At 74.8% G+C, this 23,190-nt stretch carries 1 protein-coding gene; it reads left to right on the forward strand.

From position 1 onward, the window contains the following. Positions 1–188 precede the first annotated feature (188 nt). Positions 189–23,186: an ADP-ribosyltransferase gene (locus tag HGB44_RS23320; protein WP_168444121.1), complete on the forward strand. Its 22,998-nt coding sequence runs from the start codon at positions 189–191 to the stop codon at positions 23,184–23,186. Positions 23,187–23,190 lie beyond the last annotated feature (4 nt).

Consider the following 23,190-nt stretch of genomic DNA (forward strand, 5'->3'; position numbering starts at 1 on the left):
CCGCATTCGGCACCCGATCGGAAAAGCCCGGAAACACGGACGCAACAAAATCCCGCGTCCGCACCCGCGGAACACCTCGAAACCAGAGGGGCGGGTTCCACTCCTGCGCGCGATGATGTTACCTTTACCCTCGCTTCAGATGCGCGTGGTGGGGAAAGGGGTCGGGAATGCTGTTCGACCCCCAGAAAATGGGTGACTCAGCACACGATTTCGTCAAAGTGGTGCTGGGCATCGACCTTCCCCGGGCCAGCGCACCGGCCATGCGCGCCGCTTCGGAGGTCTACGACCTCCTCGACAAGCAACTGCACGAGCTCTCCGACGTCATGGACACGACGCGCACCAACGTCCGGAGGCACTTCGGCGGAGCGGCCTCCGACTACTACAACCGCTCCCTGGCCGCCTTCACCAGCGGCGACAGGGACTACATCGGCAACGCGGCGAGCACGAGCCGCATGCTCTCGACCGAGCTGCGCAAGGCGGCGGCGAACGTCGACTACATGGTGGCGATGGTCTGGGTCCAGGTGGCCCAGCTCATCGCCGAGATCACCTGGGCCATCGCGACGGCCAAGTTCACCTTCGGCGCCTCCCTGAAGTGGATCCCGGTCTTCAAGGCGATCCGGAGCCTGGCCATCCGGCGTCTCATCGCCTGGTTCCTCGTCACCGTTCCGAGTCACCAGGTCGTCAGCCAGGTCTTCGCGAGCTTCGGCGCGCTGATCCAGCGCGTCCAGATCGCCAACGGCGACCGGGACGGGTTCGACAAGCGCTTGGCGCACGACGCGCACGTGGGGGCCGTGATCGAGGGGCTCGTCTCCGCCGGCATCTCCGGGGGTGTCGGAGCGTTCGTCAGCAGCGGTTTCGCGAACGCCTTCAGTCGCAGCATGGACGACCTGCGCGGTCTGCCGGACCCCGTGCCCCCGCCACAGGTCAAAAACGGCGTGCCGGACCCCGTGCCCCCGCCGCAGGTCAAAAACGGCGTGCCGGACCCCGTACCCCCGCCGAGCACGCTCAACGACGACCTCGCCGACCTCTTCACCCGCCACCGGGACGAGATGCTGGTCCCGTTCCACCCCAACTCCCCCACCGGGGCGCGCTCCTGGGACAACGCGGTCGAACAGAACGCGTTCCGCGCGGAGGTGGCGGACGTGTTCCAGCGCTCCTTCGCCGAACGCATGGGCGCCGACCAGGCGCGACGGCTGGGCGACGACTACGCCGACACCCTGATCCGCTCGTGGGGCGACCCGGACCTGGGCTCCCGGCTCTCCCGGACGATCGGCGACCGGTTGCCCCCGCCCCTGCGCGAGCACCTGTCCGACGTCCCGCAGAACCTCGCCGGAACACTGCACCAGAGCGCGCAGGGCTTCCTGCCCTACGTGCGGGGCCTGGGACTGGGCGCGGGGACCGGGGCCGCGGAGGGCTTCCTCAGCGAGGGCCTGGGCAGTCTCGCCAGCGGCCAGGGGTTCGTCGTCACCCCCTGGTCCGCCACGTCCGGCGCGACCATGAACACGGCCCACCAGCTGACCACCGACTCGGCGCTGGCGGGCATCGACGCGCTCAGCGGCCCCGGCGGCACCCTCCTTCCGCCCGACCTCCCCCCGCCCCCGGAGCCGGAGCGGCCCGACCGGGCCGAGGGGGACCCGGTACGGGGCGCGGCTCCCACGGTGTGGCCCGCCGCCGGAGACGGCGGTGGGAGGCCCACGTCCGCCGACGGTCCCGACGCCCCCGACACCACCGTCGTACCGCCCGTCGGCGTCGATGAGCCCGCCCCGGTACGGGGTGACGGAGACGGAACGCACGACGGCGGGGACGAAGCCCCGGCGAGCGGCACGGACGCGCACCGCCCCGGCGGCTCCCCGGCCGCCGGAGACCAGGGCGCCCCTGCGGCCCGGAGGCAGCAGGACCACGGCCCGGACGGGGCCGACGGCGCGGACGCGCACGGGCCCGGGAACCCCTCCGAGCGGGTCACCGGGACGCCGGAGACTCCGGCCGCCCGGGCTGCGCGGAACCACGACCCGGACGGGGCGGACCACACCGACGCCTACCGTCGAGGAGACACCCCCGGTCCGCTCACCGGTGATTATGACGCCACGGGAGCCGGGGCTTCCCGGGACCGGACCCCGGCGCCCCCGCACGAGGAGGGAACCGAGGTCCCCCCACCGGCCCCGGCCGCCGTGACGCCCCCGGTCGGCGCCGACCGCGCCGCGCCGCCGCAGGGTACGGCTCCCCCGGGCCGCCCGTCCGGCGAGGCGGGCCAGCCGTCCCGCCCGGGAGCACAGGAGACGACGCGGTCCGATCCGGAACCGGCCCCCGCCGGAGAGGCCGGTCCCGAGCGGAACGACTCCCCCTCCCCCGTCACCGCGGAGTCCCCCGACCCGGCCGACATCCGGGAGATCGCGGCCCCGCCGACGGCCGCCCCCTCCGGGAGCGCGTCCCCGTACTCGTTCGACGCCTCGCTGAACCCCGTCGACGGCGTCCCGGACACCCCGGGCGAAGCCGACGACAACTCCTCCCTCGGCGACACGGACTCCGACGCGTCGTCGCTGTTCGACGACGCCGCCTCCGAAACGTCGAGTCTGGACACCGCGTGGTCGGACGCCGAGGACGCGCCGCCCGTCGAGGCCGCCGCCTCGCACCCGGCCGTGAAGGACGCGAAGGCTCCGGAGGGCGTTCCCGGCATCCCGGACGCGGCTCCCGGGTCCGGCCTCCTGGCCTTCCCCGTGACCGAGAGCGGTCCGGCGGGGCGCGTTCCCAGCGCTCCCGCCCTCTCGGACGGACCGGTCCCGGAGACCGTGCGCACCGACCCGCAGACACCCCCGCCCGGTGCGGCCGTCCCCTCCGCGGACCGCCACGACGCCATCCGGAGCACCGGGGACGCCGATGCGACCGGAGGGTCCGGAACCGGACGTGACACCGTCCGCGACCAGGGCGGCGACGGTGCTCCTCCGGCCCGCTCCGGCACCGGTCCCACACCGTCCGAGGAGGACTCGCCCGGGAGCGCGCCCCCGGAGACGGACAGCGGCGAGTCGGCACCCGCCGCCGACCCCGCGGACGCACGAGCCGATCGCGCCGCGGACCTGGTCGCGCAGGCCCGACGGCACCTGGATGACGGGGACGTCGCGCGGGCGCGGGCGGTGGGCGCGGACATCCAGAACCTGCTCGCCCCGCGGCCCGACGACGGCTCCCCGCAGAACCCCTCCGTGCGCAGGGCCCGCACCCTGGCGCTCGGGCTGGTCTTCACCCTGTCCGACCCGGCGAACCCGCGGGTTCCCGCCGCCCCGGACGCCTTCCCTGCGGACAAGGCCGAGGACGCCGCCACACTCCTGGGGGGCGTCGAACGCAACCTCCGGGACCGCCACGACCCGGCGCGTGCACGGCTCTGGCTCCCGGGCGGCAGCCTGACCACGCAGTACGTCCGCGACACCCTGCCCTCCGCTCCTTGGGCGAGCGCGACGCGGAACAGCGGGGCGCCGGTAGCGGGCTCTGGGGACGCCGCGCGCGCCGCCGAGGCCACGGCGCCCGACACGGCCGAGGGCACGCCGGCCCCCACGCGGAGCGCGGACGCGGACGCGCCTGCGGCACCGCCCGCTCCCGGACCCGAGCGCGCGGCGGACAGCGGCTCCGACACCCCCGCGAAGACGCGCACCGACCCCGCCGTCTCCGGGATCGACCCGAGGGCCGACGCCCGCGCCGCGTCGGTCCTGGACCGCCTGCCCGAACTCACCCGGGCCCTCGCGGACAACGACGTCCCCAGGGCGCGGGCGCTGGGCGCCGAGTTCTGGAGATCACTGCGACCGGTCGGCGGTCCGGTCCCGGAGAACCGCTCCATCCGCGAGGCGCGCACGCTCGCGCAGGCACTGGTGTACGTCCTCTCCGACCCCTCCGACAGGCGCGTCCCGCTGAGCGGCGGGTCCATCCCTCCCGAACGCGTCCGGGACGCCGAGGTCCTGGCCCGCGGTATCGGCCGCCACCTCCGGGACCGCCACGACCCGGTCCGCGCCCGGCTCTGGCTGCCCGGCGGGCGGCTCACGACGGACTACGTCCGCTACGCGATGCAGGACCCCGCGGACCGGGGCCCCTCCCCCTACGGCGCACCGGCCCCGGTGACGACCGTGAACACGGCGCTGGTGGACGGCGACGGAGACGCACCGGCCCCGCAGGGACGGTCCGGGGAATCGTCGACGCCGGACCGGACCGGGGACCCCGGACCGCGCGCGACGGACGCGGACACCGAGACCCCGCCGGCCCCGCTCTCCCCCTCCGAGGCCGAAACCGTGGCGCAGCGGGCCCGCGAGACGGCGGAGAACGCCCTGGGCCTGGCGCGCGGGGCCGCGGACCGGGTGTCCGCGGCGGCCCGGACGGCGGCCGACGCCGCCACCGGGACCGCGGACGCCGTGACCGCCGCCGAACAGGCCGCCCGGGCGCGCGAGGAGACCGCCCGCGCGGCCGGAGCGGCGCGGGACGCGGCGCGCCTGGCCGCCGAGGCCGCCCGCGCGACGTCCGCCGCCCTCGACCGTGCCGAGCAGGCGGTCCGGGAGACGGCTCCGGACACGGACGCCCACCGCGCCGCCGCCGACGCCGAGGCCGCCGTCCGCGCCCGTCACGAGGAGACGGTGCGGCTGCGGGAGGGGGCGCAGCGCCACGCGCGGGACGCCGACGCCGCGTTCCGCGACGCCGCCGCGACCGCGGACGGCGCCCTGACGGCCGTCTCCAGCCGCGTCGCCGGGGAAGCCGAGCGGACCGCGGCCGCGACCGAGCGCGCAACCACCGGAGCCGCCAACGCCCTGCGCGTCACGCGCGAGGCCGCGGACCGGGCCGCGCGGGCGGCGCGGGACGCGGCCGACGCGGACGACACCGCGGCCGCCGTCACCGCGGCGGAACAGGCCGTGCGGGAACGGGACACCGCCGCCAACGGGGCCGGATCGGTGCGGTTGGCCGCGGACCAGGCCGAGGGGTTCGCCGGTCGGACCGCCGCGTCGGTCGCGCTGGCGGAGCGGATCGCCCGGGCGGCCGCCCCCGGCACGGACGCCCACCGCACCGTCACGGGCGACGAGGCGGCCGTCCGGTCCGGTCGCGACCGGGCGGACCGGCAGCGGGCCGAGGCGCGGGCGCGCGTGGAGGAGGCCGCCACCGCACGCCACGGCTCCACCACCGCGGCCGTGGAAGCCCTCACCGCGGCCGCGCACCGCGCGGCGTCCGACTCCGCCGGTACCCGGATGGCGGCCGACGACGCCTACCGGCGGTCCGGGATCGCGCGGAACCGGCTCGCGCGGGCGGAGGACGCCGTCCGGACCGCGGTCCTGGCCGACACCGCGAGCCCCCGCCGTCCGCAGGAGTCCCGGGACGCGGTCCGGCGCCTCACCGATGCCGTCGGTGAGGCGCGGGAGGCCGCGGACTCCGCGCTGCGGGCGCGTACCGACGCGGAGGCCTCCGCGGGGTCCGCGCGCGTCGCCGGCACCGCCGCCGCCCTGGACTCCCTGGGCCGGGCGTCCGCCGCGCTGCGTTCAGCCCCGGACAGCGCCCATCCGGCGGCCACGCGGGTCGAGGCGGACCTGCGGCGGACGGACGCACTGGTGGGGGGCGCCCGCGACCTGCTCGGACGCACCGCGCAGGACCTCGCCGACGCCCGGCGCCACGCGCAGGACACCGTGCTCTCGGCCGAACGCGCCGAGGCGCTGCTCCCCTCGGACCTGCCGTCGGCGTCCCGCCTGCGCGAGAAGACGGACGCCCGGTACGACCTGGACTACCTCGTCACCTCGCGGCTGAGCGGCCCCGACCGCCTGTTCACCAGGGCGGTCCACCAAGCGGTCGCGGGCATCGTCGGACAGCGGATCGCCGACCCGCCGCCCGATCTCCCCCGGCTGGTGGACGCGGCCCTGAACCGGGTGGCGCACGAACACGGCATGTCCGCCTTCTTCGCGCCCGGGGGCCGGGAGATCACCGTCACCGATCCCGGGGCGGACGGCGCCGTCCCCAGGTCCTGGACCGTCCGGGTCTCGCTGGCGTCCGAGGACCCCGCCGGGTACCGGCACCTGGACGTCGAGCACCGGAAGTCGGGAGCGCCCCTGGAGTCCCGGGAGGAGGAGCGCAGCCGCTCCGCCACCACCGGGGGCTCATCGTCCTACGACCCGCGCCGTATCCTCGCGGCGCGTTTCACGGGAAGCCCGCTGCTGCTCGGCGACGTCACCGGGTCCGCGGCGGGACCGTGGGTGACGGCCGGCGGCAGCTTCTCCCGCGGGCAGCGCGCGGCGTCCCACGGCGGGACGACCACCGCCGCCTCCAAGATCGAGTACACGACCTTCGCCAAGCCCGAGTTCTACGCCAACGACCTGCGAGTGTGGGCCGAGGTGACCGCGCGGCCGGAAGGGGACGGGACGGCGCCCGCCGCGGGCGGAACCAGCGGGAGGGACACCGGTGAGGCCCCTGCGCCCGCCGTGGACCTCCCCGTCGGCTCCTCGGTGATCCGTGACGGCATGGTGTTCACCCTGGCCGGCGAGGTCCAGGGGCGGCCCGACGGGATGCCGGGGCGCATCGACCTCGCCCCGGGCGCCGGGGAGGGGGACGGCCCCGGCCGCCGGCCCCGCAACCTCGGCCCGACGGGCGGTCTGCCCATCGCCGTCCACAGCGTCACGCCGAACGCCCCGGACGGGAGGGGCCCGGCGCACACCGACCTGGGCTCCTGGGTCGCCGACTACCTGGTTTCCGACGCCTACCGGCTGAACAGGGAGGCGACCAGCGAGAACACCGCGGTCCAGTGGATGAAGGACCTCACCGGGCCGGGCACCGGCCAGGACATCGCGCGGTGGCAGCACGAGATTCGACACGTCCTCGACAACGACTCCTTCCAGGAGTACCTCCCCCACCTGGACCGGGGTCCGGTCACCGTGAGCGCCTCCCACCCCCGCCTGGGCGAGGTGATGATGGAGTTCTCCGCGAGGCCGCGCGACTACCGGATCAAGGACCACAGCCCGCTGATCGACGACGCGACCTTCAAGGAGAGCGTCAAGGACGGCACCAGCCTCACCCAGAGCCGCAACACGAGCTTCACCCTGACGGGGGGGACCGGTTTCGGCCTGGTGGCCGAGCTCCCCTCCGGAGGAACCCTGCGTGTCAACGCCCCCCATGTGGAGGCCACCTGGTGGCAGTCGCTGCACTCCGAGAGCCACAACGCCTCCGGCTCGGGCGAGCACCGGTCCCTCAGCCGCTACGTCTCCTCCACGGAGAGGTTCGCCGCCTACGAGGCTTCCCACGACCTGTTCGTCCACGTCCAGGGCGAGGCGGCGCCCCACCACTTCACCGTCACCGGTGTGGAGCTGCTCCCCGGCGAGACCGCGGGCCGGCTGGACCGGGCGGCACGGGGCGAGGGGCCCGCCGACAGCGGGGGCGAGGGCGAGCGGCGCCCGCCCTTCCCGCACCTGGACACCGAAAACCCCGTCCACTTCCGGGGGTCCCACTTCCTCGGCCTGGAGTGGAGCTCTCCCGCCCCCGGCGACGGGAGCGACGGGGACTCCGACGGCTCCCGGGGGACCGGGGCCCCGGACACCTCCGGGGCATCGGCACCGCCGGTCACGTCGGACGACCGGCGCGGCGTCCTGGACCGGTACCTGGACGACGTGCTGGCCGGGATCGCACGCGAGCACCCTGGCCTGGTCATCCCCGAACTGGCCCGCGACCGGAACACCTACGCCCGCAGGCCCGGACGGGAGGAGGCCTCCTACTTCGAGCGTTCGTTCCGTGAGCGCTGGGGGTTCCGCCGCTCCTACGACACCGCCTACAAGAACACGATGCTGGTGCGCGACACCCTCCAGAGCACCCTGGGCAAGGACGGCCTCGAAAGGCTCGCCCGCCCCGGGGAGGGCCTGCCCGTCCGGCTCCGGGAGTCGGCGACGGTGGACCCGACCCTGATGGCGAGGCTGAAGGAGTTCCTCCGCCCGAACACGGTCACCGTCCGGCTGCACGCGGAGTTCGGCCGGCTGTCCCACGACGGGAAGAGCACCGCCGAGACGGGCCTTCGGGTGCGCGGCACCGCCTCGGCCTCCACCGAGTCCGCGACCGGGAGCGCGTTCACCCTCGCCGTCTCCGCGGGTTCGGGCATGGTGCGCTCGGCCGAGGGCGACGCCCGCGGGTTCGCCCGGCTGCTCGGCGGGTTCATGGCCTCGATGGGCTGGAACCGGGTCGACCACTTCGACGCGGCGTACGGCCTGGAGCACAAGTCCGACGCCCGCCTGTTCTTCCCCGAGGGCTCGGACCGGTGGAGCGGCGAGGTGGTGCTCAGCGCCCGCCTGCACGACCACGACGCCGATGAGCAGGCCCGCGGCACCAGCCGGGGGACGGACCTGCTGGACAGGCCCATCAAGGCCGCCTACTCCGTGGTCACGCCCACCACCGTCGGCGACAACCTGGTCTCCGCGCGGCCGGAACCGGGGCAGGCCGACCGGGAGCGGTCGGAACTGACCCCCGAAGAGGCCCGGGAGATGCTCGACCCCCGTCCGGGGCGCCGCGACTCCCCCGGGGAGGACGCCCCGGGCGCCGAGGACGGGGCCGCGCCGTCCGAGGGGACCGCCCGGACCTCCGGGGCGGAGGGGGAGGCCCCCGCCGACCCGCCGACCGACAACACGCGTGTCCTGCTGGACCACGGCGCGATCATCGAGCACGTCAACCCCCTGCTCCGGGAGGCGGGCGACACGGGACCGGGCCGCAACCTCCTGCGCCGCACCCTCGACGTGTTCTCCCGTCCGCGCCGGTTCTGGTCGGACGGGGGGCGGATGAAGCTCTCCTCCTTCCTGGACGGCGTCGGCGGATCGGCCCTCCTCGCCAACCTCGTGTCCCCCACCGCGGTGGCCTCCGATCCCGCCTCCTTCGCGGAGTCGGGCCGCCGCAGGCGGATCGAGATGCGGGGCACCTGGCTGTCCCCCAACGACATGCGGGCCACCGGGGTCACCAAGGTCACGGTCGGCGAGATCACCGACCTGAGGCTGACCAAGGCACAGGTCACCGTCCAGGCCGAGACGTCGTCGACGGCGTCCGCCGCCGTCACCAGGATCAGCGGCTTCTTCGCCCGCTTCACGGGCTTCGCCGGTGGGACCACCAACTCCATCGAGGAGGGCGGGGCCGAATCCGGCGCCGACCGGTCCACCGCCGACGGCATCATCCCCATGGCCGGTCCCTCCCACATCAGGAGCTTCCTCCGCCGCGGCGAGACGACGGACTCCGGGGTCTCCTCCGCCTCGGGGCTCCTCCTGCTGCCCAAGGCGGCGGCCGTCTACGCCTTCACCGCCGCGGGCGCGATCGCGCAGGCGTGGGAGTTCAAGAAGCACCGCGGCCTCAACCTCCCCAACTGGTGGACCCACAGGTACGCCGGGTGGAGGGCCCGGGTCGACGACCTCGTCTCGGGCTACATCACCGCCCGCGACGCCGAACAGGCCGGCGTCATCACCGACGCCGTGACCCACGGGGACGACGGCGCGCCCGAACCCTCGACCCAGGCCAACCCCGCACCACCGCCCCACGCCCGCGTCCGCGCCGGATTCGACAGCGCGGGCAGGCAGGCCCTCCCCGTCGACCCGGCCCGCGCCGTGGACGCGCTGGAGACGAGGCTTCGCGCCCACGGGCTCACCCTCAGCCGCGGGGGCAAGGAGCGCCTGCTCGTGACCCTCTCCGAGCAGCTGGGGACCGCGACGGACGCGCTCCCGCCCGTTCCCGTCAACGTGGTGTCGACGGACCGCAACGCCCACTTCTCCAAGCCCGCGCGGGTCCTGGTGAAGTTGGACAGGACCAACCCCCGGGTGGACTACGTCACCTCGGCCGCCGCCACCGTCGAGGCCCACTCCTGGCAGGCCGAGCACTCGCACGAGGACTCCCGGCAGGCCTCGCACACCACGGGCCTGGACTTCGTCCCCTGGCAGCCCAGCGGCACGAACGGCGGCAGCGACCGGCCGCCGGACAGCAGCCTCCTCTTCGTCTCGCCCGCCGCTGGGGCCGGTGGAACCCGGAACGCGTCCGAGGGGTTGTCCTCGTCCGCGGAGACCACCCACACCATCGTGATGGAGTCCTCCGGCCCCTACGTGAAGATGACGGAGGACGCGTCCCTGACCCTGACCATCGAGGTCGACGGCGACGGGCTCGTGCCCACCGCGGGGGTCAGGCGGGGGGAGAGGGCGCCGTACCTGGAGTACAAGTCGCCGGTCGTGGAGACGGCGACGGTGGACGGAGGACGGATACGCACCTTCCACCTGGGTTCGTCGCTGGACTTCACCCCGCCCGCGGCGCCCGCCGCACCGCTGGACACGGTGCCCGCGCCTCCCACCGCCACCCCCCGCGCGGGCGACACCCTCGCGGGCGCCCTCACCACCGCCACCGGGGAGCTCGCCCCGCCTCCGGACGCACTGCGCGACGCCGTCATCATGCCCACCGCCGTCCACGGACCCGACCTGCGCGACACCGCGCTGCGGACCGTCGCCGCGTCGCTCGGCTGGGAGCCCCCGGCCGCCCCCGACTTCGGAGGCGACCCGACCGCCGAGCAGCTCGACCAGCTCCGCGCCCACCACGCCCGCGCCACCGACGACGCCCGCCGCCACATCGCCGACCGCCTCGAACTCGACCCCCGCTACACCCCCATCGACAACTCCCTCAACCCCGTGGCCCTCAAGGGCCTCCTCTCGCACAACCTCGGCCGCCCCTCCGGTACCGACATCCTGCGGATCGGGCGCACCCAGTGGCGTGTCGCCGCCACCCCCGACTTCACCGGCGCCCGTATCGTCACCGCGCGCCCCGACGCCAGGCTCGTCCACAAGGAGGCCGAAGGGCGGAGCGTCTCCCACAGCCGCTCCCAGGGCGGCGGAACCACCGCCACCACGGCCTTCCGGCCCACCGGCCACCACACCGTGGACCCCGACGACAACGACCGCAACGCCTACCTCACCGGCTCCGGGGAGGCCACGGCGCGCACCATCACCGGTGACTCGCCCACGGGCGACGGCCTGGCCAGCGGAGAGCCCTCCGACATGGAGCGCCAGCGGCTCGGCACCGCCTACCTGGTGGAGTTCGACACCACCTGGACCACCGGCGCCCGAACCGAGGAGAAGGCGTTCTTCGGTGGCACCGTCCCCCGGCAGTTCACCTCCCACCACACCAACAGGACCAGCGCCTGGATCTCCCGGAGCGACGCCGTAGCCCTGGGCGTCCTCACCTCCGAACAGGCAGACGCCGCCGAAGCGCCCATCACCGCCGAGTACGACGCCGCCAAGGCCATGGCCGACGCCGAGGCCGCCTACACCGAGCAGCGCGCCAAACTCCCCGCACTGGTCAAGGCCTACCTCGACGCGTACAAGGCCCACGCCGCCGACCCCACACCCGCGAACCGCGCGGCCCTCGACGACGCCCGCACCGCCTACGGAACCCAGACCACCGCCTACCGGACAGCCCTGGGCGCCTACAACGACGCCGTGACTGCCTGGACCACCGCGACCAACGCCACCGCCGCCCACCTCGCCGATATCACCCCGCCCGACGCCCCGCCGCCGGCGGCCCCCCGTTCCACACCCAGCGCGCCGCTGGAGGAGCAGCTCCGCCCGGTGTTCGGCCTCACGCCCCGGGAGGCTCCGGCCGCGCCCGACCCGAGCGGCACGACGACGGAACCGGACTCGCGCACCCCGGCCCCCGCGGCCGGGCCGCCGCACCCGGGGACCACCTCCCGCACGACCGTCTTCGCCATGACCGACATCGCCGGAGAGGTGCGGGATCCGGACGGGGACGGCACCGGGATGAGCGGCGCCGACCTCGACTCCCTTGCCCGCGGACTGGGGCTGACGGACACCGACGACCCCGCCGGGTCCGGGACGATCCGCCGACTGCCCACCGGCGCCGAAACCGACCGCTACGGCACCCTCCTGCACGACCCCGCCTACAACCCCAACACCTTCGACGCCCTCCCCACCGCGACCCAGGACGCCGTCTCCGCCTACACCCGCTCCTCCTGGCTCAACCGCTTCGCTCGCCTGAACCCGCTCGACGAAGCGACCGTGCAGGCCGAACTGGACCGCATCCGCGACCAGAGCCGACCCCACCCCGGATGGCAGGTCTACGAGATCGGCGACGGCCGCTGGCCCGACCTGACACAACTACGAGAAGCCGCGCAGCAGGGGACACTGAGCCCCGAGCAGACCCGGATCGTGCGAGGCGTCCTGGACAACCCCTATCCGCAGGCCGCACTGGACAACCTCCAGGTAAGCTCCGGAAACGCGGGCCGGATCGCCGAATCCCTCGCCCTGCACGGGGAACCGGCGCACTTCCCCGACGCCTCCGAAGTCCTGGCGCTGCTCCGGCGCCTGGACCGCGCCACCGGCCACCCCTTCCCCGAGGGCTTCGAAGCCGTGCACGGCATGTACCACCACCAGCACCTACTGGGCGAGGGCAGCACCGACCCCCACACCCTCGCGGGAACCACACACGTCGAACAGGGCTACCTGTCGGTCTCCCTGGGGACCGTCCCCTCCGCGGCGGGCGGCTCCCCCGTCGACCTGATGCGGCTGACCGTGCCGCACGGCTCCCACGGGCTGTGGGTCGGCGACCGCAGCCAACACCCCCGCGAACGCGAGGTGATCCTCGCCCGGGGGACCCGCTACCAGATCACCGCGGTCGAACCCTGGGGACGCGGCTACCTCTTCCACGCCCAGATCCTGCCCCCCACCCACGACGACGGGCCCACCACAGCACCCCCGACCTGGACGGGCCAGGCACTGGAGCGCATCGACCAGGCCCTGAACGCGAATGACACGGCAGCGGCCCTGACCGGGATACACCAGGCGGCGCAACGCCTCACCGCTGACCTGGCCTCCACTCTCCGGGATGCCGACGGCCCCGACCGGACCGCGACGATCGACCGCCTCGAAGGGCTGCGAGACGCGGCCGAGCACCTGGCGGACCGGGCCGGGGAGATCGCCGACACCGCCCCCGAAGCCGTCACCACCACGGTCGCTCTGGCCGCGGACCTGGCCGCCGCCGCGCAGAGCGTGGCCGCGCGCGCTGGCGACGACGCGGCCGCGGCCCGCGACGCGATCCCCGAACCGTCCGAGGTGGACCCGGAGAACCCGGACCGGATCACCGACGCCGCACGCGAGCGCGACACGGCCCTGACCCGGGCCGGGGAGGCCGACACCGCCCGCCAGGACGCCGAACGCGCCGCCCACATCGCCTACGAGGCCGCCGACACCGCCACCCGCACCGCCGGGGACGGGGCCGGGGTCCGGGTCGAGGAGGCCCGCGCCGCCGCCCAGAGCGCGGACGCCCATCGCCGCGACGCAACGGCGGCCGCCCAGGACGCGGCCGACCGGCACGAGAGCCTGTCCCGTACCGTCAACGTGGCCGCGAACATCGCCGTCGGTATCGCGCTCGGCGACGCGGCCTCCTCCCGCGGCGACGCCGCCGCGCGGGCGGCCGCCCTGGACCGGGCGCGGTCCATCGCCGACCTGACCCCTCCGGGCTCCGTCGCGCGCGCGAGGCTGGACATGCGCATGAACATGCCGGGGTTCTCCGGCCCGTTCGGCTCCAACAACCCCGTCGTCATGGCCGTGACCGACATCGCCGGGCAGGTGCGGGACCCCGACGGGGAGGGCACCGGGATGAGCGGCGCCGACCTCGACTCCCTGGCCCGCGGCCTGGGGCTGACCGGCACCGACGACACGGAGCCGAACCCGGCGAAGGCGTCCGTGCCCGCGACCGGCACACCCCCCAGCGCCCCGGCGGACTCGCTCCTGGACACGTTCCACAGCGCCCTGAACACGCAGACCCCGCCCGGCCGGAGCGGACCGGTGACCGGTGAGGAGTCCTCCGCCCCCGGGACCGCGCCGTCCCCGCGGCCGGTCCCGACCCGGTCCGCGCCCGAGCCGAACACGGGCGACGAGACCACCGTGTTCCTGATGGAGACGGCCGACGAGGACCCAGCCGAGGAGGGCGGACGCCTCCCCGAACCCGGCTGGACGCGCGAGCGCGAGGACCGGATGGCCGACCTCCTGGGGCTGGAGGACCCGGCCGCCCGCGCCGCGGAGCTCGACGATCCGGGCACCAACCCGCACACCTTCGACGCGCTGCCCCGGGAGCAGCGCGAGGCCGTCGTCGCGCAGGCGGCAAGCGGCTGGCTGTCGTCCCTCACATGGATCCCCTCACTGGACACCGACTCCGTCCAGAACAGGCTGGAGGACCTGACGTACGACGCGGGCGACAACGCGAGCGGTGACGACCTCAACGGCTGGCCGCTCTACGAGGAGAACGGGAACCGGTGGCCGACGCTCACCGAGATCCGGGAGATCCACTCCGACGGCGGGTCCACCCGCACCTTCGACCGGCTCGTCAACGACATCTTCAGGGCGCCCGACCCCGGCCGACGGCTGCGCCACTGGTACGACAACGCGGACGACGCCGGAGCCCTGGCCAAGGCCGCCGGCGGCGCCTACCCGACGGCCGACGAGGTCCTGGACACCCTGCGCATCCTGGACGCCGCGACCGACCGCCCGCTTCCCGGCCCCGTGGAGGTGACCTTCGCGCTGAGCGGGGACGAAGGCCTCCACGGACTCGTCGGATACGTCGAGGGCGACCCCTCCTCGCTGGTCGGCACCGAGCAGCGGGAGGCGGGGTACCTGCGCACCTCGCTGGACCGCTCACCGGCCACCGTAGACGACACCGCGGCCCTGGTCCGCCTGACCGTGCCCGAGGGCGGGCGCGGCCTGTGGATCGGCGACCGGGCGGACGCCTCCGACCCGTACACGCTCCTCCTCACCCGCGGCACCGGCTACCGCGTCACCGGCGTCACGGAGTCGGACGGGATCGTGGAGATCACCGCCGTGGCCCTGCCCACGGAACCGCGACCGGTGGCCGCACCCCCGGCGGAGCCCGCCGCCGTCCACGACGACGCGGGCCACGGAGGCGACGACACCGGCGACGGCACGGAATCGGACACCTCGGACACGGATTCGGACGCCTCGGACGCGGACACCGACGGCAGGGGCACCCTCGACGAGGACGGCATCCGCCGCTTCGACTCGCCCGGGGAGGTCGACGGGCAGGACCGGTGGCTCCAGGACCCGGCGAACAACCCCCACGCCTTCGACACCCTCACCCCCGACCAGCAAGGGATGGTCGACGTCTACACCAGGTCGGCCTGGATCACCCGTGTCGCCCGCATCCGGCCCTTCCTGCCCCAGACCGTCGCGCGGCAGCTGATGGAGTGGCGCTCCCAGTCCCGGGCCGAGGCCGCCGACCCCGACACGGCGCAGACGGCCCACGGCTGGGACCTGTACGAGGCCAACGGACTGGCCTGGCCGTCCGTGGAACGGCTGCGCCAGATCGCGGCCTCCCCGCGGCCGCTGCCCCCGCGGACCCGGGGGCTCATCCGATACATCCTCGACGCCCCCGACCCCCGTGCCGAACTCGACCACTGGTTCCACAACGCCGGTTACGCGGGGGTCATCGCCCGGCTCAACGGAGGCGTCTACCCCGACGCCGCCGCGACCCGGCGGCTGTTCCGCCTCCTGGACGGCGCGGTGGACCGCCCGCTGCCCGAGGGCATGGCCGTGTCCCGCGGCATGCAGTCGATCGACCACCTCCTGCGCACGACCGGGGGCGCGGACCCCCGACTGCTGGTGGGCACCGTCCACACCGAACCCGGCTACATGTCCACCACCCTGGGCGACTCCCCGTTCAAGACGGACTCGGGCGGATTCCCCTTCCTGCTGCGCCTGGACGTGCCCCAGGGGAGCCGCGGCCTCTGGATCGGTACGCGCAGCCACGACCCGGAGCAGATGGAGCTCACCCTCGGCCGCGGCACCACGTACCGCATCACCGGCGTCCAGGACGGGATCGACCCCGAATCCGGCGGCCCGCAGACAGTGCTCACCGCGACCGTGGTCGTCCTGCCGAGGGCGGTGCCCGACCTCTTCTCGGAGGGGAGCACGGGCGAGGACGGCGTCCGCAGGTTCTGGAACCCGGAGGAGGCCCACTGGTACGGTCACCGCCTCCACGACCCGGCGCACAACCCGTACGCCGTCAACGCGCTCCCCCGGGCGCGGCACGACCTCGCCCGCGCCCTCAGCGCGCTCGCGGGCGGGTTCGACCTCACCCGAACGGACCCGGACGGCGCCCGGGAACTGCTGGACTCCCTGCGCGCGGCGAGCCGTGTCACCCCGGCCTCCACCCCGGCGGACCGGCAGCGGAACCTCGGGTGGGAGCTGTACGAGGCGAACGGCCTCACCTGGCCCTCCCCCGACCGGCTGCTCCAGCTCCTGCCCGTGGAGCAGGGGCGCAACCCGGCGCGGGCGCGGTTCATCACCGACATCCTCAGGCACGGCCCCCAGGAGGCGGCACGCAGGCTCGGCGGGCTGTACAACACGGCCGGGGCCGCCGGGGTCCTGGCCCGCGCGAACGGGGGCGTCTACCCCTCGCCCGAGAGGCTGCTGGACATGCTGGCCTCCTATGAGGACGCCGTCCGCCGTCCGCTGCCCGAGGCGGTCGAGAGCACCTGGTACCTGGGCCACGCGGCGGCGCGGGAGCAGTTGCGCGGATTCGACCCGCGCGACCCCTCCGCGCTGACCGGGACCGAGCAGACCACCCGGGGGTACACCGCGGTCGCGCTCAACCCGCGGTCGACCGGACCGGGCGACGGGGCGGCCGCGGTCGTCCGCCTCGTCCTGCCGTCGGGGGCGCACGGGCTCTGGCTGGGCGACGCGGGCCCCCGCCCCCAGAACCAGGAGGTCGTCCTCCCGCCGGGGACCGCGTTCCGGATCGACTCCGTGGACGCGTCCGGCGGCCTCCCCGTGATCACCGCGCGGGTGCACGCACCGACGGGCGGCGCCCCCGCTCCCACGGTGGCGGACGGCGCCCCCGCACCCGCGGTGGTGGGCGCGCCGCCCGCCGCCGAGGCCGCGCCCGGCGGGACGAACGACGCCGCCGGCGGGCCGGACGCGCTCCGCGCCGGGCACGGGCCCGGCGACGGACGGGGGTACGTCGACGGGAACGGGATCCGCAGGTTCCGCACCGAGGAGGAACTCGACGCCTACGACCTGTGGCTCCACGACCCGGCCAACAACCCGCACGCCTTCGACGCCCTGGACTCCGAGCACCGGGACCGGGTCATCGGCTACACGATCGAGGGCTGGCTCAACACCGTGGCCCGGGAGTCCATGAACGCGGACCAGGTGGCGATCGTGCTGGACCTGATGCGCCAGGACACCGTCGCGGCGTTCGAGACCAACCCCATGGGCTCGCGCGGCTGGGAGCTGTACGAGATGAACGGCCTCGCGTGGCCGACCCTGGACCGGCTGCGGGAACTCCTGGCGCAGGGGCGCGTTCCGGAGAGGGCCGAGGGCTTCGTCCGGTACATCCTGGACGCGCAGGACCCGCAGGAGGAACTCGACCACTGGTACGTGCACGCCGGTGAGGCCGGGGAGATCGCCAGGTCGAGCGGCGACGTGTTCCCGACCCCCGAACGCGCGCTCGAACACCTGCGGACCCTGACGGAGGCCATCGACAGGCCCCTGCCCGAGGGGATCGAGGTGATCCGCGGCCTGGAGGAACTGGACCACCTCGAAGGCTTCGACGGCAAGGACCCCTACTCCCTCGTGGGGACCGTCCACACCGAGCGCGGGTTCATGTCCACGTCGCTGGGGAACGAGCTCGCCGGGGTCACGGCCAGGTACGCCCACGCGGTGCACCTGGTCCTCCCCCGCGGTTCCCGGGGCCTCTGGATCGGTTCGAAGAGCAGGTACCCCGGAGAGCGCGAACTGATCCTCCCCGCGGGTACGACCTACCGGATCACCCGGGCGGGCTGGGGAGGCTCCCGCGGGCTGGAGGGCCTGTACATCGAGGCCGAGGTGATCGTGCCGCCGCGGCCGGATGCCGACCCGGCCCCGCCGCGGGTCGAGGAGTCCGCCGACCTGCACGTGTTCACCGTGGAGACCGACACGGACGCCACCGTCACCGATGCCGACGAACCCGGCCTCGGCGCGGACGAGGAGGCCGGGCTGGCGGCGCTCCTGGGACTGGAGGACTCCGGGCACGAGAGCGCCGACGACGCCTACGACGACCGGCCGCTCCTGGACCGCTACGACTCCGACGACGACGCCTACGACGACCGCCCCCTCCTCGACCGCTACGACTCCGACGACGACGCCTACGACGACCGCCCCCTCCTCGACCGCTACGACTCCGACGACGACGCCTACGACGACCGCCCCCTCCTCGACCGCTACGACTCCGACGACGACGCCTACGACGACCGCCCCCTCCTCGACCGCTACGACTCCGACGACGACACGCCGACGGCCTCGGCCGCGCGCACCGACCGGACCCCGCTCGACCGCACGGACGACGGCGACACCGCGGTCGCGGCCCCCGAGACGAGCGGCGGGGAGGCCCGCGTCTTCCGCACCCGGGAGGAGCTGGACGCCTACGCGGAGCGGATGGACGACCTGGACGGCGCCCCGCACACCTACGGCGCCCTCCCGCCGGAGCTGCGCGCCCTCATCGGCGCGCACACCGCGAACCCCTGGCTCAGCGAACTCGCCCGGCTCGCGGCCTCCGACCCGGCGTTGGTCCAGGACCGGCTCGACCGGTGGAGCAGGACCAGCCTGGAGAAGGCCGCCGACCCGGACCGTCCCAACGGGTGGGTGCTCTACGAGGCGAACGGCCTGTCGTGGCCCCCGCTCGAACGGGTGCGGGAACTGTACGCCGAGGGAGGCCGCTCCCCGGCGTTCGCGGCGATCGCGGCGGACGTCTTCGGGTCGTCCGAGCCGCGGGCGCGGCTGGACCACTGGTACGAGAACGCGGACGAGGCGGGGGAGATCGCCCGGGCCAACGGCGGCGTCTACCCCACCGGGGACAGGGCCCTGGAGATCATCCGGGACATGGACGCGGCCGTGGACCGGCCCCTGCCCGGCCCGATCGCGGTGTCCTTCGCGTTGGATGTCGACCGGGACCTCGCCGAACTCGACGGATACGACTGGGACGACCTGACCGCCGTGGTGGGCAGGGACCAGCGCGAGCGGGGATACGCCACCGTCTCCCTGGGCGACTCGCCCTTCACCGCCGCGCCGCGCGACACCGTGGCGGTCGTCCGCATGGTCCTCCCCGAAGACGCCCGGGGCCTGTGGGTCGGCGACCGGGGCGCGACGGGCGACCGGTACGCGCTGGTCCTGCCCCGGGACTTCGGCTACCGCGTCACCGACGTCCGGATCACCGACGACGGGATGGAGATCGACGCCGAGCCGGTCCCCCCGGACATGTCGGCGCGGGAGCCGTCGGCGGAGGAACGGGACGACGACTCGGACGCCTCCACGGTCGTCGACGAGGGGACGCGCCTTCCGGCGGGTGACGGCCGCGGACACGTCGGCGACGACGGATACCGGCGCTTCCGCTCCCTGGACGAACTGAACGCCTACGACCGGTGGCTCCACGACCCGGCCAACAACCCCCATGCCTTCGACACCCTGCCCGCCGACCGGCAAGGGATGGTCGACGCCTACACCAGGTCCGCCTGGATCACCCGGCTGGCCCGGATCCGGCCCCTGTCCCCGGCCGGTGTGGCGAGCCAGCTGGAACTGGTGCGGGCCGGGGCCCGGCACGAGGCCGGGCGGGCGGCGACCGTGGCGACCGCCCACGGCTGGGACCTGTACGAGGCCAACGGGCTCACCTGGCCCACCCTCGACCGGCTGCGCGAGATCCGGGCGAACCCGGACGGCCTCCCCCCGCGCACCGCCGGACTCGTCGACTACGTCCTCACCGCACGCGACCCCGCCGCGGAGCTGCGCCACTGGTTCCACAACGCCGGGTACGCCGGGGTCATCGCCCGCCACAACGGCGGGACCTATCCCGACGTGGACCGCGTCCTGGAACTCTTCCGCCTCCTCGACGACGCCGTCGACCGCCCCCTGCCCGAAGGCCTGGTCGTCTCCCGTGGCATGCACTCCATCGACCACCTGCTGCACGCGGTGGGCGGGTACGCCGCCAACGACCTCGAAGGCACGGTCCACACCGAGCCCGGGTACATGTCCACCACCCTGGGCGACCAGCCCTTCAAGACCGACTCCGCCCCCTTCCGCTACCTCCTGCGGCTCAACGTCCCCCAGGGAGCGCACGGCCTCTGGATCGGCTCCCGCAGCCACGATCCCGGGCAGCGCGAACTCACCCTCGCCCGCGGTTCCACCTACCGGATCACCGGTGTCCGGGACGCGTTCGACCCGAACACGGGCGGGGTCGTGACCGTGCTCTCCGCGGAGGTGGTCCTGGGTCCGGAGCCCTTCGCGGACCCGCTCTCGGACGGACGGGTGGACGCGTCCGGTGTCCGGCGGTTCCGAACGCCCGCCGAGGCCGACTGGTACGCGCACCGGGCCGCGCGCGCGGAGCGCGGTATGCCGGTACTGGACACCCTCCCCGCGGAGGCGCGCCGCGTCGTCGCCGCGTTCTCGGACACCCCGTGGCTCGCGGACCTGGCGCTGGTGCCCCCGGACGACATGCGGACGCAACTCGACCGGTTGCGCTCGATGAGCCGTATCGAGCGGCCCTCGGTCGTGGACCCCCACGGCCGCAGCGGCTGGGAGGTCTACGAGGCCAACGGCCTCGCCTGGCCCACCCCGGAGCGGCTGCGGGAGATCGTGGACGCCGCGGAGGAGGGGGTTCCCAGGACGCACTTCCTGCGGACGGTCCTCACGCTGGGGCGACCCGAGGACCGGCTGGCCGAGCTGTACCGCAGGAGCGGTGCGGCCGGGGCGCTGGCCGCGGCCAACGGGGGGACCTACCCCTCCGCCGAGGGTGTGCGGGAACTGCTCGGGACCTACGACGAAGCGGTGGGGCGCCCGCTCCCCGGGGCGATCGAGACGACGTGGGTCCTGCCCCACACCCGCGGCCTCCGGTTCCCGGAGGGGTACGACGAGGGGGATCCCTCCGGCCTCGTGGGCACGGTCCAGAGCAGTCCGGGTTACACCACGGTCTCCGTGAACCCGGAACCGGTGGGCCCGGGACACCCCGCGGCGACCGTCCGGCTGACCCTTCCCGAGGGCGCGCACGGGCTCTGGCTGGGGACGCAGGGCCCGCGGCCGTCGAACCACGAGATCGTCCTGCCCCGGGGCATGTCCTATCGCGTCACCGGCGCGGAGAGGACCGCCCAGGGCCTGCTGCTGTCCGCCGAGGCCATCCTTCCGGAACAGGCCGGCGCCGCGTCCGGGGCCCGGCCGCCGACCGTGGAGGACGCCCCTCCCGCGACCGTCGGGACCGGGCAGGACACGGCCGCTCCCGGCGGGGAGGAGGAACACACGGCCCACACCGACGCCTCCGCGGACACCTCCGTCGCCGGGACCGGGCTCCCGGTCGGCACCGTTCCCGCCGACGACGGCAGGGGGTACGTCGACGACCGGGGCGTGCGGCGGTTCCGCTCCGTGGAGGAGACCGACGCCTACGGCCGCTGGCTCCACGATCCGGCGAACAACCCGCACGCCTTCGACACCCTCCACGAACGGCAGCGCGAGGACGTGCGCGGGTACACGGCCGACGGATGGCTCAACGCGGTCGTCCGCGACGACCTCCCGGCCGAACGGGTCCAGGACGCCCTGGACAGGGTGCGCGAGTCGACCCGCCTCCAGGTCCGCACGGATCCGATGGCGGCCCGCGGCTGGAGCCTGTACGAGCTGAACGGCCTGTCCTGGCCCACCGTCGAACGCCTTCGCGAACTCCTGGCGCGGGACCTGGTCCCCGGACACACCGCGGGCTTCGTCGGGTACATCCTCGACGCGCCGGACCCGGAGGCGGAACTGGCGGGCTGGTACGCGAACGCGGGCGGGGCCGGTACCGTGGCGCGGTCCAACGGGGGCGTGTTCCCCACCGCGGCCGATGTGGCCGCGTCCCTGGGCCGCCTCGACCGAGCCGTCGACCGCCCCCTGCCCGAGACTGTCGAGATGGTCCGCGGCCTGTCCGACGTCGCGTTCCTCGACGGGTTCCGGGACATGGACCCCTACTCCCTGGTGGGCACCGTCCAGACCGAGCCCGGTTTCATGTCCGTGTCGCTGGGCAACCGGCTGGCCGGGCACCACAAGGCCGAATCCCGGCACGTCGTCCACCTGACCGTGCCCGCGGGCAGCCGCGGCCTGTGGATCGGCGAGAGGAGCGACTACCCGGAGGAGCGCGAGGTCGTCCTCGCCCGGGGCACCACCTACCGGATCACCCGCGCGGGCTGGGGCGGATCGTTCGGACTGCCGGGGTTCCACATCGAGGCCGAGGTGGTGGTCCCGCAGCGGCCGGAGACCGCTCCGGCCCCGGAACAGCAGGCGGGGGACACCTCGGACCTCCAGGTGTTCAGCGTGCAGACCAGCACGTACACCACCGTGACCGACCCCGAAGCGGCAGGACTCGGCGACAGCACCGAAACCTTCCTGACCGCGCTCCTGGGGCTGGACGCCGCCGCCGGAACCGATGCCGCGGCCTCCGGGGGAGGTCCCGCCGGGCCGGACCTGCCCGACGACCGCCCCGGACACGTCGGCCCCGACGGCGTGCGCCGGTTCGCCACCGACGGCGACGGCGCGGGGTACGGGAAGCTCGTCCTCGGCGGCCGGTTCCCGTCCCTGACCGCGGAGCAGCAGAACTCCGCCCGGGCCTACACGAAGAACGCGCAGTTCTACAACGACTTCTCCCGGCACGCCAGCCCCGAGTCCGAGGTCCTTCGGCTCAGCGAGCACCGGTTCTTCGGCGCGTGGGTCGAGAAGTGGTTCGGCGGGCACACCCCGTCCAAGGAGAACGCGGAGGAGACCTGGGACCTCCTGCGCGAGGGGATGGACATGCTGGACCGGGCCGTGGAGCCGGTTCCGGAGGCGGTCGAGGTACGGCGCTCGGTGTTCGACGTGGGCTTCATGGCCCCGCCGGGGCGGCCCTTCCACGACGTCACGGACCTGATCGGCACGGAGTTCGTCGAACGGGGCTTCCTCTCGGGGTCGCTGGGGGCCGAGACCGTGAACCGGACCGCCGCCTACCAGTTCCACCTGGCCGTGCCCGCGGGGCACCCGGCCCTGTGGATCGGCGACGACAGCGTGCACCGCTCCGAGCGGGAACTCCTCCTGCCGCGCGGAACGCGCTTCAGGATCGACGACGCGCTCCAGGACCCCGACACCGGGCAGTGGACCCTGCGGGTCACCGTGCTGCCGTTCACACCGCGACCGTGACGAA

The organism is Nocardiopsis alborubida, assembly GCF_012396365.1.
Lineage (GTDB): Bacteria > Actinomycetota > Actinomycetes > Streptosporangiales > Streptosporangiaceae > Nocardiopsis > Nocardiopsis alborubida.

Bases quoted from the DNA above. Each gene is read 5' to 3' on its own strand.
- HGB44_RS23320 (WP_168444121.1), top strand. From the start codon at position 189: ATGGGTGACTCAGCACACGATTTCGTCAAAGTGGTGCTGGGCATCGAC.